This window comes from Pseudomonas sp. KBS0707, assembly GCF_005937945.2.
In the GTDB taxonomy this organism is placed as follows: Bacteria; Pseudomonadota; Gammaproteobacteria; order Pseudomonadales; family Pseudomonadaceae; genus Aquipseudomonas; species Aquipseudomonas amygdali.
Map to the genome: position 1 here is coordinate 1769269 of NZ_CP041754.1, position 14381 is coordinate 1783649.

General features: G+C 53.3%; 12 protein-coding genes. 4 read left to right on the forward strand and 8 right to left on the reverse strand.

What is annotated here, in order from left to right; translation table 11 throughout:
* Nucleotides 1-65 precede the first annotated feature (65 nt).
* Genes FFH21_RS29920 through FFH21_RS08410 form a run of 3 tightly spaced genes read left to right on the forward strand, consistent with a single transcriptional unit; the run spans nt 66 to nt 5187 of the window.
* Nucleotides 66-434, forward strand: a complete 369-nt coding sequence (locus tag FFH21_RS29920; protein WP_155490952.1) for a hypothetical protein — start codon at nt 66-68, stop codon at nt 432-434.
* Between the two features lie 14 nt (nt 435-448).
* The gene (locus FFH21_RS08400; protein ID WP_004666928.1) at nt 449-1708 is read left to right on the forward strand and encodes an IS256-like element ISPsy17 family transposase; all 1260 of its coding nucleotides are present in this window, start codon (nt 449-451) and stop codon (nt 1706-1708) included.
* A 50-nt stretch (nt 1709-1758) separates the two neighbouring features.
* Nucleotides 1759-5187 (forward strand): Ice nucleation protein, encoded by a 3429-nt coding sequence (locus tag FFH21_RS08410; RefSeq protein WP_306110114.1) that lies wholly within the window; start codon nt 1759-1761, stop codon nt 5185-5187.
* 252 nt (nt 5188-5439) lie between these two features.
* Here FFH21_RS08410 and FFH21_RS08415 read toward each other — a convergent pair whose 3' ends face one another.
* The 7 genes from FFH21_RS08415 to FFH21_RS08450 all read right to left on the reverse strand — a co-directional run bounded on the left by FFH21_RS08415 (nt 5440) and on the right by FFH21_RS08450 (nt 12320).
* Entirely contained in the window at nt 5440-6729 is a 1290-nt protein-coding gene (locus tag FFH21_RS08415; RefSeq protein WP_002552650.1) for a M18 family aminopeptidase, read from the reverse strand.
* A gap of 573 nt (nt 6730-7302) precedes the next feature.
* Nucleotides 7303-8406, reverse strand: coding sequence for an IS5-like element ISPsy19 family transposase (locus tag FFH21_RS08425; RefSeq protein ID WP_004663854.1), 1104 nt, complete (start codon nt 8404-8406; stop codon nt 7303-7305).
* Between the two features lie 48 nt (nt 8407-8454).
* The gene (locus FFH21_RS08430) at nt 8455-9021 is read right to left on the reverse strand and encodes a hypothetical protein (RefSeq protein ID WP_041924484.1); all 567 of its coding nucleotides are present in this window, start codon (nt 9019-9021) and stop codon (nt 8455-8457) included.
* A gap of 36 nt (nt 9022-9057) precedes the next feature.
* Entirely contained in the window at nt 9058-9627 is a 570-nt protein-coding gene (locus tag FFH21_RS08435; RefSeq protein ID WP_081002582.1) for a hypothetical protein, read from the reverse strand.
* Between the two features lie 33 nt (nt 9628-9660).
* The gene (locus tag FFH21_RS08440) at nt 9661-10236 is read right to left on the reverse strand and encodes a hypothetical protein (protein WP_230383615.1); all 576 of its coding nucleotides are present in this window, start codon (nt 10234-10236) and stop codon (nt 9661-9663) included.
* A 33-nt stretch (nt 10237-10269) separates the two neighbouring features.
* On the reverse strand, nt 10270-10854 hold the full coding sequence (locus FFH21_RS08445; protein WP_041924485.1) for a hypothetical protein: 585 nt from the start codon (nt 10852-10854) through the stop codon (nt 10270-10272).
* Complete coding sequence (locus FFH21_RS08450) at nt 10854-12320, reverse strand: DUF6861 domain-containing protein (RefSeq protein ID WP_011168121.1); 1467 nt, start codon at nt 12318-12320, stop codon at nt 10854-10856. The genes FFH21_RS08445 and FFH21_RS08450 overlap by 1 nt, the downstream gene beginning before the upstream one ends.
* A 584-nt stretch (nt 12321-12904) precedes the next feature.
* Between FFH21_RS08450 and FFH21_RS30515 the strand changes: the two genes are divergently transcribed.
* Nucleotides 12905-13162, forward strand: a complete 258-nt coding sequence (locus FFH21_RS30515) for a DNA cytosine methyltransferase (RefSeq protein ID WP_230383616.1) — start codon at nt 12905-12907, stop codon at nt 13160-13162.
* A gap of 114 nt (nt 13163-13276) precedes the next feature.
* Here the strand turns inward: FFH21_RS30515 and FFH21_RS08465 are convergent, their stop codons facing one another.
* Nucleotides 13277-14362 (reverse strand): IS5-like element ISPsy19 family transposase, encoded by a 1086-nt coding sequence (locus FFH21_RS08465; RefSeq protein WP_082227000.1) that lies wholly within the window; start codon nt 14360-14362, stop codon nt 13277-13279.
* Nucleotides 14363-14381 lie beyond the last annotated feature (19 nt).

Genomic DNA, 14381 nt, shown 5'->3' on the forward strand with positions numbered 1-14381 from the left:
GGCCGTTAACGTGTGAATTGATGAGTGCGGCTACTTTCATTTAAAGGATCTATGAGGGCGCTGTAATGAATCTTGAAAAAGCGTTGGTATTACGGACATGTGCAAATAACATGGCCGATCACTGTGGTTTGGTGTGGCCCGTTTCAGGGACCGTTGAGTGCAGGCACTGGCAACCCACAAAAGCACATGAAAATGGACTGGCAGGTTTATTGTGGGGTGTTGGAACCAGCGCCTTTTTGAGTGTTCATGCCGATGCGCGATGGGTTGTCTGTGAAGTGGCCGTTGCCGACCTCATTGCGTTGTCCGAGAGCGGAATGGTGAAATTCCAGCGGGCGCAAGTCGTTCATGTCGGTGACAAAAGCAGTGCTGCACATTACCTCTTGATGCACCGGGCCGAGACTGTCAGAAATTTTGTGTTCGGGCATAACATGTAGCTAGAGGTGCATGTATGCCGACCAAAAAGAAGTCCGCCAATGCAACAGCGAGGGAGTTGCCCTCGATTCCCCAAGAGCTGATCGAGCAGTTTGTTAAAGGCCCGATGAGCGCCGAAGCCATTCAAGACGCGTCCATGGCGTTCAAGAAGGCTCTGATCGAGCGTGCGCTAGGCGCCGAGCTGGGTCACCACCTTGGTTATCCTCAGGGCGCGGAGCGCCCTGAGGAGTCGACCAATCAGCGCAATGGCAAAAGCAGCAAGACGGTTCTGACCGACGACGGGCCGCTTCGCCTGGATATCCCCAGAGACCGCGATGGTAGCTTCGCCCCGATCCTGATTCCCAAGCACGAACGCCGTTTTACAGGCTTCGACGACAAGATAATTGCCATGTACGCCCGGGGCATGACGGTGCGTGAGATCCGCGCTTTTCTATCTGAGCAGTATGGAACTGACGTGTCCCATGACTTCATCAGCTCAGTCACCGATGCGGTCATGGAAGAGGTGGGCGCTTGGCAGCAACGACCCTTGGAACCGATGTATCCGGTGATCTTCTTCGATGCGTTACGGGTCAAAATCCGGGACGAGGGGTTAGTGTGCAACAAGGCTATTTATCTGGCGCTGGGGGTATTACCTGATGGCACGCGCGACATTCTGGGTATATGGATCGAGAGCACCGAGGGTGCCAAGTTTTGGATGAAGGTGTTCAACGACCTCAAGACTCGTGGCGTTGAAGATGTTCTGATCGCCGTCACGGATGGCCTCAAAGGAATACCGGAGGCGTTGGGGGCGGTTTTTCCTGCCACGACGCTGCAAACCTGCATCGTGCATCTGATCCGCAACAGCTTGGACTATGCCGCTTGGGATAAACGTCGGGCACTGGCCAAAGCACTCAAGCCGATCTACCAGGCGATCAATGCCGATGTGGCTGAGCAAGAGCTTAACGCCTTTGAAGCGGGCCCCTGGGGCAAGCAGTATCCGACTGTAGTTGCTGCATGGCGTCGCGCCTGGGATCGGGTTATACCGTTTTTTGTTTTTCCGGCGGGCATTCGCAAAGTGGTTTACACGACCAATGCCATCGAGAGCATCAATGCCCAGTTACGCAAGATCATCAAGACTCGAGGGCACTTCCCGACCGATGAGGCTGCGACGAAACTGATATGGCTTGGGTTGCGCAACATCACCGCCAACTGGGGTCATGCGGCACACGACTGGAAAGTGGCAATGAATCAATTTGCGATCCTGTACGGAGACCGATTTACCAGACCGAGCTGGTAAAACAAGGGCCTGCCTGACGGCAGGCCCTAACCAGCCCGAACACAAAAAAACTGATACTCCCGAGGGCCAGTTACTCATCGACAAGTCCCCCTGCGGCTGTCGAGGTTCGTCCGGCCAGTGGCGAGCTTGTTGTCAGTCATGAAGTATTTGACGTGGCATCAGTGAGTGCCGCTGTCGGCGCGGATGGCAATCTTCCCGCCGTCACCACGCAGACGCTGCAGACAGCGACCTACGGCAGCACGTTGATTGGTGACAGCCACAGCCAGCTTGTCGCGGGTTACGGCAGCACCGAAACGGCGGGAAGCCATAGTGATCTGACCGCTGGGTACGGCAGCACCGGCACGGCAGGCTCCGACAGCTCGCTGACTGCAGGTTATGGCAGTACGCAAACTTCCGGGAGTGACAGCTCGCTCAGGGCTGGTTATGGCAGTACCCAGACTGCACAGGAAGGCAGCAACCTGACCGCTGGGTACGGCAGCACCGGCACCGCAGGCGCGGATAGCTCATTGATCGCCGGATATGGCAGCACCCAGACATCAGGTAGTGACAGCGCACTGACGGCAGGCTACGGCAGTACGCAGACTGCGCAGGAGGGCAGCAACCTGACCGCCGGATACGGCAGCACCGGTACCGCAGGTTCCGACAGCTCGCTGATCGCCGGTTACGGCAGTACGCAAACGTCAGGAGGGGACAGCGCACTTACGGCAGGCTACGGCAGTACCCAGACTGCGCAGGAGGGCAGCAACCTGACCGCTGGGTACGGCAGCACCGGCACCGCAGGCGCGGATAGCTCATTGATCGCCGGATATGGCAGCACCCAGACATCAGGAAGTGACAGCGCACTGACGGCAGGCTACGGCAGTACGCAGACTGCACAGGAAGGCAGCAACCTGACCGCCGGATACGGCAGCACCGGTACCGCAGGTTCGGACAGCTCGCTGATCGCCGGTTACGGCAGCACGCAAACTTCAGGAGGGGACAGCGCACTGACGGCGGGCTACGGCAGTACCCAGACTGCACAGGAAGGCAGCAACCTGACGGCTGGGTACGGCAGCACCGGCACCGCAGGCGCGGATAGCTCATTGATCGCCGGATATGGCAGCACCCAGACATCAGGAAGTGACAGCGCACTGACGGCAGGCTACGGCAGTACGCAGACTGCGCAGGAGGGCAGCAACCTGACCGCTGGATACGGTAGCACCGGCACAGCAGGCTCTGACAGTTCTCTGATTGCCGGTTACGGCAGTACGCAAACGTCAGGAGGGGACAGCGCACTGACAGCGGGCTACGGCAGTACGCAAACCGCACAGGAAGGCAGCAATCTGACCGCCGGATACGGCAGCACCGGCACGGCAGGTTCCGACAGCTCGTTGATCGCCGGTTACGGCAGCACGCAAACCTCTGGAGGCGACAGCTCACTCACAGCGGGCTATGGCAGTACCCAAACGGCTCAGGAAGGCAGCAACCTGACGGCTGGGTACGGCAGCACTGGCACGGCAGGTTCCGACAGCTCGTTGATTGCCGGTTACGGCAGTACGCAAACCTCGGGCAGCGGCAGTTCGCTCACTGCAGGTTACGGCAGCACCCAGACTGCCCGTGAAGGCAGCACCCTGACGGCCGGATATGGAAGTACCGGGACAGCCGGTGCCGACAGCTCGCTGATTGCCGGTTACGGCAGCACGCAAACGGCCGGCGCTGACAGTAACCTGACCGCAGGCTATGGAAGCACGGGCACCGCGGGTCATGAGAGCTTCATCATTGCGGGCTATGGAAGTACGCAGACAGCAGGCCACAAAAGTATTCTGACCGCTGGCTACGGAAGCACTCAGACTGCCAGGGACGGTAGCGACCTGATCGCGGGCTATGGCAGTACTGGAACAGCAGGTTCGGGCAGTTCGCTGATCGCAGGGTATGGCAGCACCCAGACCGCGAGTTACAGAAGCATGCTGACCGCCGGTTATGGGAGTACTCAGACGGCCAGAGAGTACAGTGACCTGGTCGCAGGTTATGGCAGCACTTCAACGGCAGGCTCAAACAGTTCGCTTATCGCCGGATATGGAAGCACCCAAACGGCGAGCTTCAAAAGCATATTGACTGCCGGTTATGGGAGTACCCAGACGGCACAGGAACGCAGTGACCTGGTCACAGGTTACGGAAGCACGTCGACTGCGGGTTACGCAAGCTCCCTGATTGCTGGCTATGGCAGTACGCAGACGGCAGGCTACGAGAGCACGTTGACTGCGGGTTATGGCAGTACGCAAACGGCGCAGGAACGCAGTGACCTGGTTACAGGCTACGGAAGCACTTCCACCGCAGGTTATGCAAGTTCGCTGATCGCGGGTTACGGCAGCACGCAGACGGCAGGTTACGAGAGCACGTTGACTGCGGGTTATGGCAGTACGCAAACGGCGCAGGAACGCAGTGACCTGGTTACAGGCTACGGAAGCACTTCCACCGCAGGTTATGCAAGTTCGCTGATCGCGGGTTACGGCAGCACGCAGACGGCAGGTTACGAGAGCACGTTGACAGCCGGTTATGGCAGTACGCAAACCGCGCAGGAAAAAAGCTCGCTCACCACCGGCTACGGAAGTATCTCCACCGCCGGCTATGAGAGTTCGCTGATCGCGGGTTACGGCTGTACGCAGACGGCAGGCTATAAAAGTACGCTCACGGCAGGTTATGGCAGTACCCAGACTGCCGAGCATGGAAGTTCACTGACGGCGGGGTATGGCAGTACGGCAACGGCCGGGCAGGACAGCTCATTGATCGCCGGTTATGGCAGTTCCCTGACCAGCGGAATCCGAAGTTTTCTGACGGCAGGCTATGGCAGTGCGTTGATCGCCGGACTTCGCAGTGTGTTGATTGCCGGTTATGGCAGCAGTCTCACATCGGGCATTCGCAGCACATTGACTGCGGGCTACGGCAGTAACCAGATTGCAAGTTATGGCAGCTCGTTGATTGCGGGCCATGAAAGTATTCAGGTGGCCGGACACAAAAGCATGCTTATCGCCGGCAAGGGCAGTTCGCAGACCGCAGGTTTTCGCAGCACGCTGATAGCCGGTGCAGGCAGCGTACAGCTGGCAGGTGACCGCAGCAGACTTATCGCCGGTGCAGACAGTAATCAGACGGCGGGGGACCGCAGTAAACTACTGGCCGGTAACAACAGTTACCTCACCGCTGGAGACAGAAGCAAGTTGACCGGCGGGCATGACTGCACGTTGATGGCGGGAGACCAAAGCAGACTGACCGCTGGAAAGAACAGTGTGTTGACAGCAGGCGCTCGCAGCAAACTTATTGGCAGTGAAGGTTCCACGTTATCGGCAGGAGAAGACTCCACGCTTGTTTTCAGGCTCTGGGACGGTAAGCGGTACAGACAATTGGTGGCCAGGACGGGAGAGAACGGTGTTGAAGCCGACATTCCGTATTACGTGAACGACGATGACGATATCGTCAATAAAACCGACGAGGACGATACCTGAGTCACGTAACCGGGTTATTCGTACTGAATCATCGACAGTGTACGTCGGTGCGGTTCGGGACATGATGTCCCTTTATAAACGAATCAACGGTGTACGGCACAAAGGTGCCAGGGGTAAAACCGATAAAACCTGCGTTGTTTTTTATGTGTAAGCCGCGAAACTTTATTTTTTCAATCAGGGTATTCGGCCGGGCGTCAGAACTGTTACGCGGGAGCAGCACGCCGCCCCCACGAGAATCAATCATTGCAGGCGTTATGGCAGCTCGTGGCTGGCATAGAACGCGCTCAATACCTTGACCAGATGCGCCAGATCATGACTGCCAGCCAGTTCGCGAATCGAATGCATGGCGAACGTCGGCAGGCCGATGTCTACCGTGCGGATCCCCAAATGGCTGGCGGTGATTGGCCCGATAGTCGAGCCACAGGCCATGTCGCTGCGCACCACGAAACTCTGCACCGGTACTTCTTCAGCCATGCACAGATGGCGGAAGAAACCGGCCGTTTCACTGTTGGTGGCGTAACGCTGGTTGCTGTTGACCTTGATCACCGGCCCGGCGTTGAGCTTGGGACCATGATTGGCGTCATGTTTTTCGGCGTAGTTGGGGTGTATGCCGTGGGCGTTGTCGGCCGATATCAGTAGCGATTTCTGAATGGTCCGCACGTAGTCTTCGCTGCTCGGCAGCAGGCGCTGGACGATCTGCTCAAGCATTGCGCCGTCTGCGCCACAGGTCGACGACGAACCGACTTCTTCATGATCGGTGCATACCAGCAGAGCGGTTTCGTCACTTTCGCTGTTCAGCAGTGCTTGCATCCCGGCATAACACGACAGCAGGTTATCCAGGCGTGCGCCTGCCAGGAAGTCCCCATTGAGGCCGACAACGGCGGCACTCTGTGTGTCATAGAAACTCAGCTCGTAATCGAGCACCACGTCTGCATTCAGCCCGTGTTCGCGGGCCAGTTGATCAGTCAGAAGCGCACGGAAGTCCGCGCGTTCGTCGCCAGCCACTTGCGCGAGGATTGGCGGCAGTTCGTTTTGCGCATTGATCGCCCAACCTTCATTGGCAGTGCGGTTCAAGTGGATGGCCAGATTGGGAATCACGGCAATCGGCAGCTTGAAGTCGATTAACTGACTTTCAACCTTGCCATCGCGGCGGAAGGTGACGCGACCTGCCAACGACAGATCACGGTCAAACCACGGTGCCAGCAGCGCGCCGCCGTAGACTTCGACGCCCAGTTGCCAGAAGCCCTGACGTTGTAGTTCCGGTTGCGGTTTGACCCGCAGGCAAGGGCTGTCCGTGTGTGCGCCAACCATGCGAATCCCGCCGGTGAGTGGCGACTGACGGCCCATGCGGAAGGCGACGATAGAGGAGTCATTACGGGTGACGAAGTAACGACCTCCAGTTTCTATTGCCCAGGTATCACGTTCATCCAGCCGCTGAAAACCCGCAGCTTCGAAGTGTTGCACGAGGGTGGCGGTGGCGTGGAACGGGGTGGGAGAAGCCTTCAGAAAATCGATGAGGCCGTTGTTCAACTCTGCGCGCATAAATAGCTCCAGACAGCAATGGCGCGAGTTTACCCCATTGGCTCAGTCGTTGCCGCTGCCACAGAAACGCTTTTCGACCGTGAAGGAGCCTGACGAAGTTGAGCCGGAAACCGGAGCCACAAGGGCCTTGCTCACTTCGGTCCCTCAAAGTGAGTCGCCGAGGGGGGAAAAGGTAACTTGAGCCGAACGCCAATCCACCTGAAGTCGCAGAACCGCTGTGTGACGCGGAGCGTCACGAACTGCATGCCTACGCGGAGCGCAGGCACGATAGTCTAAGCTGACGCACAGCGCCGAGAGTAAAAGCGCTTTTCAACCGCGGTGGCACTGACGACGCAGAGTGCGACGTTAGTGACGGCTGAGTCCTGGCGCTGATCCGGGGGTAGCCTGGCAGGACGCCAGGCTAGCCGCACCGGGCCATGGATGGCCCGTTGCGGCGACCCCCGGATCAGTGACAGGGCGAAGGAACCCGACGAAGTCGGGCCGGAAACAGGAGCGGGGGGCTTTGGTTACTTTGGCCCCATCAAAGTAACTCGCCGAGGGGCGAAAAGGTGACTTAAGAGGGTGTAGACAAAATCATGTAGTGAGTCGGCGCGCGAGTATTCGAGCCTCGGCCAACCAAACCCATGCCTCGCTTACCGCAAAAAGGCGATCATGATGCATGATCAGTCGCCGAGCTCTCTCATTCCAGGCATGAGTTCGCTCCACTACCCATCGCTTGGGCATGACCACAAATCCAGTCTGAACAGGCTCCACGGAAAATAGATCGCCTTGTTCAGAGTGCCATTGCCCTGTTCTTCTGTTATTCGGGCCACGGATCACTTGAACATCGATAGCGTGCAGTTGATGGGTGCGCTGTGCCCATTTTCCTGCGTACGCACTATCAACAAAAAGCGTGCTCAGTGACGGATATTTTTCCTTCGAGTACGCCACCGCATCATCCGCCGCGTCACGATCCTGCACGCTTGCAGCACTGATACTGACAGCCAGCAGCAGGCCCAATGTATCGACAATCAGACTTCGTTTACGCCCCTTCACTTTTTTGCCTGCGTCGTAGCCGCTGTCACCGCCTTGAGGAGAACTGCGGGTCGACTGTGAATCCAGGATCGCTGCTGACGGGCTGTCAGCGCGTTCTTCCCGCTCACGCCATTGAGCTCGCAAGCGATCATGCATTTGCTCGAACTTGCCTTGAGCGCTCCACCGGCGGAACGTTTTGTAGACATTGTCCCAATGAGGAAAATCGCGGGGTAGCATTCGCCATGAGCACCCCGTGCGTACGACATAGCAACAGGCTTCCAGCAACGTGCGCCGAGAGTGAAGCGGTGGCACTCCTCGTCCGCCCTGGCTTTCAAACAGGTCGGCGACCAGTGCCCACTCGGTATCTGTCAAGCAACTCGGATATAGCTGCTCCGGCAGTTGGCGGCGGTGGGTTTCATTGTAGCCATAGGCTTTATTAGGTTCAGGTGACTGAAAACTTCCCTTGGCCCGCTGCTTTACACGCGTAATCCCTGCCATTTTCAACGCTTTTGCAAAGGTGTCGGGATGCGCAGTGATACCGGTTTCGGCGAAGAATACGAGCGCCAATTCGGCCTGGCTGGAATAGGGCTGTGCATGAGCGAGTTTCACCAGCACGGGATAGTGCTCGGCGGCAATCGAGCGAGGACGTCCGGTTTTAGGCATGGCTTGAGGGCTATTCAGACAAGGGAGTGAAAGTTTAATTTATTTTGTCTACACCCTCTTAGGTATAAGGCAAATCGCTGTGATGTGCTGATCTGGTATGTATTCAAGAGGGACACCCAGTCCGGTGATCTCGACCGCTCCGTAGTTATCATCAGTGTAGAAGAACTCTTCGGTCTCATCCAGCTCAAGCCGGGTGTAGGGTAGAAGTTCGGAAACTAGACTCCCAAGTCCTATATCCCCAGGGAGAGTTCCTTTGTAAATATGGTTTTGAGCTGCGTCTCCAGAGAAACTAAAATTATAAATCTTTATAAAGGTAACTCTATCGCTTCTCAATGAAATGGACAGCGCTGGTGTACCCTTGAGTAGTCTGTTTATTACCGTGTCGTCAGAAAGCGAGAATGCGTAGCCACTATCGCCATCTGAATCAGGCTTGTAAATTTCCACCTCTAGAATTGGTGAATCTCCGAACTGATACAGTAAACCCTCTTCATCCACCACATACCGAGAGAGCACAGATTTCAATAGTTTTGCACTGGCATACATGGGGATGCCAGCCAGCGATTTACATGGAATAATAGGCGCTTTCCATGAGATTTTAAAATCTTCAGTTGACATGGTTCTAACCTCCTGGTTTCTTAAATAGGTTTGCATTCATGGTTGCTCGTCCGGTACTACGCATATTGCCGTAATGATCTGGTTGGGTTTGTCCTCTAGGGGAACACACCAACCTGTGATTTCAACCTCCCCATAAAGTCGGTCTGTATAAAACCACTCTTCGCCTTCATCGAACTCTAGTTGCGTCAGAGGGAGAAGATCCGACACTGGGCTGCCTAGCTTTACACCTCCTGGTAAAGATCCTTTGTAGATGAAGTCACTTGCAGGATCGTTCGGAAAGCTGAAATTATATACGGTTAAAGTAAAGACTTTTTTGTTTCTGACTTCAATAGATAAAGCAGGTGTTCCTTTAAGATTTTTATGTATTATTTCATCATCGGAAAGCCTGAATTGATAGCCGCCGTCGCCGTTATCATCCATGGAATATAAGTGTAAACGAAGTGTCGGGCCATTTTTGAATCTATATAGTTTATCTGTGGTGTCTATGCGATAGCTAGATAGTATTGTATCGAGTGCGCCAGCACAGGCGTTTAACGGTATGCCAGCCAGCGATTTGCATGGGACTATCTCTGCTTCCCATGAGATTTTAAAATCTTCAGCTGACACCTTTGTATCTCTGTGAGTGGCGTATATCTGATTTCATTTAGATACAATAAAAATAGCTGAGATGTGCTGATCTGGTATGTCTTCAAGAGGGACGCCCAAGCCCGTGACTTCGACCTCACCATATTTGTCGTCAGTGTAGAACCACTCTTCGGCTTCATCGAACTCAAGCTGTGTATAGGGTAGAAGCTCGGAAACTAGACTCCCAAGCCCTATATTACCAGGGAGAGTTCCTTTGTAAATACGTTCAAGGGCGGCATCTTCAGAAAAACTAAAATCATAAACCTTCAAGGTGAATACTTTGTTTTTTTCAATTGCAATTGATAGCGCGGGAGTGCCTCTTAATAGCTTGTTTATTATGTGGTCGTCATGAAGTGAGAATTCATAGCCCCCGCTCCCGTCGCCGTCTAATTCGTGCATGGTTAAACGTAGTATTGGTGAGTCTTCAAATTGGTATAGTGAGTTTTTTTGGTTGACTAGGCATCGCGGTAGTGCAAGCTCAAGCGAATTTGCACTGGTACCTAGCGAAATTCCCGAGATTGATTTATTCGGGGTTGTTGGTGCAGTTGACGAGATATTTATGTTTTCATTGGTGTTTTCAATTTTCATCATGGTTGGGTATTGTATCCTATGTAAATAGTAATTTTAGCAGTCTGCAGTCTGTGCAGAAGCTGCTGGGATGATGCATATACTATTTATTATTTGTTCTGGTTGTTCTTCGAGCGGAACACCCCATCCGCCTATTTCGACTTCCCCATAGTTTCTGTCGGTGTAAAACCATTCTAATTCTTCGTCAAAATCCAGATCTGTAAAGGGTATAAGTTCAGATATCTTGCTGCCTAAAGCTAGCCCGCCGGGTAGTTTTCCTTTGTAGATAAATTCCTCTGCGGAGTCGCCAGGAAAACTAAAGTTATATACTTTTATAACGAAAACTTTTTTATTTTTTATCACTATGGATAAAGCGGGTAATGCTCTATTATTTAAGTCTACGACACACTCATCGAAAAGAAAAAACTCGTAACCACCATCGCCGCTGCTGTCTAATTCAAATTTTTTTGATTGAAGGATTGGAGAGTTCTCAAATTGATATAAATGCTTATTTCTGTCAATAACGTATTTCGCTAAAGAGCACTCTACTAATTCCGCATTGATGTGCAACGGTATTCCTGCTAAAGATTTGCAAGGTACAATTGGAGCATTCCATGAGATTTCAAAGTTTGAATTTGACATTATTCGGGTATCCAAGTGTTGTTTCCAGGGTTGAAAATTACCTTTTGTCCTTCTGGATTTAAAAAGATAGTGTTGTTATCATAGTTTACTATGTTTTTGCCTAAGAATTTTGGTCTGTAGGTGGTAGGATCTACAACTTTTATTTTGCTGCCGTCGTTAAGTGTTATTTTGTAATACTCGCCAATGTGTTCTGATTTAAGTTTTTTGTCGAGGGTAGAGGGGCTGTATTGAATTTTCTTAATTCCCGTTGCGCTACCTTCAATTTTAAACGTTTGTGAGTTAAACGATGAACTTGCTCTAGGCGGCACATCAGTTACTTTAGCGCCATCCATAGTAAACGACTGCTTGATATCCTCTATCGTTTTTCCCCAAATACTCTCAGGTTTGTCCACGATGTTTCGAGGTATACCTGCCTGTTCAGCCAGGTCCTCACGCAAACCGTCTCTGGCCAGGGCGGAGGTTGCCGGTATTTCATCTGGCATCTCTTCTGGAGGCTTCGGCTTCTCGTAGACCGGTTCAGGTATTGGTTCGGGATTTTTGACCATGTCGTTGCTAGCGGTTGACGGTCGGCTAATGCTGTCAGATTTGAGCTCTGCCATTTTTAGCGGCGTTGAGTCCGTAACCCGCAATTCTGGATGAGCCAGCAGCTTCTGCTCATTGCGAGCCAACCAACCCGCAATTTGTTTATTAGTCATGTCCGCTTGAAGCTTTGCGCTACGTGCCGCAATGCCATCCAGGCTGCCTACGACCCCTGCCTTGATCTGACCTCGTGTGATGTAGGTAACAATGGCAGTCAGTAGGAGCATGACTAATTGCTCCTGACCTCTGGCAAGTTGCCGCGCGGCTGCGTCTATACGCTCATCAATCAACCACGCAGAAGCGCCTGTGGGATCGAGCCCCGGCGGTTTGACACCTTCCTCTGCGTTCCAGGCTGTGATCATGCCGTCATAAAGGGTTGCGAGACAGGCTGGGAGGCCTTGATAAAAATAATCAGCGATGGCTGAAAGCCCCATGCCCAGCAGAATCAGGTTGCCGACCTGTAAGCCTATGCCGCTGCCTGCTATGGCTCCTAGTACAGCGCCCGCTCCGAACGCTAGCGACCCAGCAGCACCACCAACAAGAGTCCCGACCGCCACGCTGCCGCCCATAATCATGGCGACCTCTTTGACCAGTTGCAGCAAGACAGGAAGGATTTCCGTAATGTCTATGGAAGCCCATTTGCGCATCAGATTTAGCTGGATGATTGGGTAAGACTTGGCCATCGCCAGCTTCACCGACTCAATGCGGTTTCCGCCGATACTGCCGAAGGCCAATGTGGCCTCGTTACTGACTCGTCGAGTGAAACCGTTCCAACCATCGAAAGCGCTTTCCCAGCCTTGATCGAAAGACTGATTCAGATGGTTGAATTTGTTATCGAGGGTTCGCTCGATGTCGTCCCATTTGGGGAAGTTGGCTAAAAGATCCATTCACTCATCCCTGTCCTTGAAAAAGGTAAGTCCCGAGTCTCGATCCCTGAGCCATCGAATTCTAACGTGCCCGATAAGGTTTCGGGTGACACCATTTTTCTCATCAGAGTAACGAATAGCAATGATGTCAATAAGTCATCATTCGTGATCGTAAGAGGCGTATGGACTGCTGTGCCTTGAATTATCGGCGTTTTTTCTAAGCATTTCGCTTGGAAAGTTTTTGGTGGATCATCAAAAAAGAGACGTGGCGCACCTTTGGTGGACTGCTCGCGTGTCTCATCCAGAACGGTCGCTCTCGGGGCTTCGCTTTACCCATGCTGGCAATCTAGATACTGTTTGGCTTTATAGATGAACCTGTCCAGGTAAAAAAACCTCTAACCGTTTGGAGCGCTATAGGTTCACTGACTTCTCCTGGAAAATCTGGTGATTTACTACATGATCTTCCTGTGGAAAGGACCCAAAAGATTGAAGCTTTAATCAAGCTTATCCCTAAAAATGGCGGGTCGCGCAAAGATCTACCCGTTGAATATTGGCTTCCATGTCACATTAGAAAGCCGGATGGGTACACAGATGTATATGGTCGGATGGTTTGGGAGACTGTGTCGCCTACGATAACAGGTGGATGTATCAGCCCATCAAAAGGTCGATTTCTTCATCCTACGCAAGATAGGGCTATAACTCTTAGAGAAGCAGCTCTCCTTCAAACCTTTCCAAGGAAATATAAATTTTCTTTAGCTAAAGGACGCTATTCAGTTGCACTTATGATCGGAAACGCACTTCCTCCAGAATTTATAAGGCGTCACGCGCTAGAGTTTAAGAAGCATATAAGTTATTTTAACTAAGGAGTGGTTAGATATGGCTGAGTTTGAGATGAAGTTTGATCCGAGAACAATAGAGCATTTAGGTGTAAGGATGTACTCCACCTTGCCGCCCGCGCTAGGAGGGTGTAGACAAAATCATGTAGTGAGTCGTCGCGCGAGTATTCGAGCCTCGGCCAACCAAACCCATGCCTCGCTTACCGCAAAAAGGCGATCATGATGCATGATCAGTCGCCGAGCTCTCTCATTCCAGGCATGAGTTCGCTCCACTACCCATCGCTTGGGCATGACCACAAATCCAGTCTGAACAGGCTCCACGGAAAATAGATCGCCTTGTTCAGAGTGCCATTGCCCTGTTCTTCTGTTATTCGGGCCACGGATCACTTGAACATCGATAGCGTGCAGTTGATGGGTGCGCTGTGCCCATTTTCCTGCGTACGCACTATCAACAAAAAGCGTGCTCAGTGACGGATATTTTTCCTTCGAGTACGCCACCGCATCATCCGCCGCGTCACGATCCTGCACGCTTGCAGCACTGATACTGACAGCCAGCAGCAGGCCCAATGTATCGACAATCAGACTTCGTTTACGCCCCTTCACTTTTTTGCCTGCGTCGTAGCCGCTGTCACCGCCTTGAGGAGAACTGCGGGTCGACTGTGAATCCAGGATCGCTGCTGACGGGCTGTCAGCGCGTTCTTCCCGCTCACGCCATTGAGCTCGCAAGCGATCATGCATTTGCTCGAACTTGCCTTGAGCGCTCCACCGGCGGAACGTTTTGTAGACATTGTCCCAATGAGGAAAATCGCGGGGTAGCATTCGCCATGAGCACCCCGTGCGTACGACATAGCAACAGGCTTCCAGCAACGTGCGCCGAGAGTGAAGCGGTGGCACTCCTCGTCCGCCCTGGCTTTCAAACAGGTCGGCGACCAGTGCCCACTCGGTATCTGTCAAGCAACTCGGATATAGCTGCTCCGGCAGTTGGCGGCGGTGGGTTTCATTGTAGCCATAGGCTTTATTAGGTTCAGGTGACTGAAAACTTCCCTTGGCCCGCTGCTTTACACGCGTAATCCCTGCCATTTTCAACGCTTTTGCAAAGGTGTCGGGATGCGCAGTGATACCGGTTTCGGCGAAGAATACGAGCGCCAATTCGGCCTGGCTGGAATAGGGCTGTGCATGAGCGAGTTTCACCAGCACGGGATAGTGCTCGGCGGCAACGATAGTCAGAGCAGCTGTATGACGCGGA

Coding starts and splice junctions, on each gene's coding strand:
- FFH21_RS08445 (WP_041924485.1), bottom strand. CDS start 10,854: ATGTCAAATTCAAACTTTGAAATCTCATGGAATGCTCCAATTGTACCT.
- FFH21_RS08450 (WP_011168121.1), bottom strand. CDS start 12,320: ATGGATCTTTTAGCCAACTTCCCCAAATGGGACGACATCGAGCGAACC.
- FFH21_RS08400 (WP_004666928.1), top strand. CDS start 449: ATGCCGACCAAAAAGAAGTCCGCCAATGCAACAGCGAGGGAGTTGCCC.
- FFH21_RS29920 (WP_155490952.1), top strand. CDS start 66: ATGAATCTTGAAAAAGCGTTGGTATTACGGACATGTGCAAATAACATG.
- FFH21_RS08430 (WP_041924484.1), bottom strand. CDS start 9,021: ATGTCAACTGAAGATTTTAAAATCTCATGGAAAGCGCCTATTATTCCA.
- FFH21_RS08425 (WP_004663854.1), bottom strand. CDS start 8,406: ATGCCTAAAACCGGACGTCCTCGCTCGATTGCCGCCGAGCACTATCCC.
- FFH21_RS08440 (WP_230383615.1), bottom strand. CDS start 10,236: ATGATGAAAATTGAAAACACCAATGAAAACATAAATATCTCGTCAACT.
- FFH21_RS08415 (WP_002552650.1), bottom strand. CDS start 6,729: ATGCGCGCAGAGTTGAACAACGGCCTCATCGATTTTCTGAAGGCTTCT.
- FFH21_RS30515 (WP_230383616.1), top strand. CDS start 12,905: ATGGTTTGGGAGACTGTGTCGCCTACGATAACAGGTGGATGTATCAGC.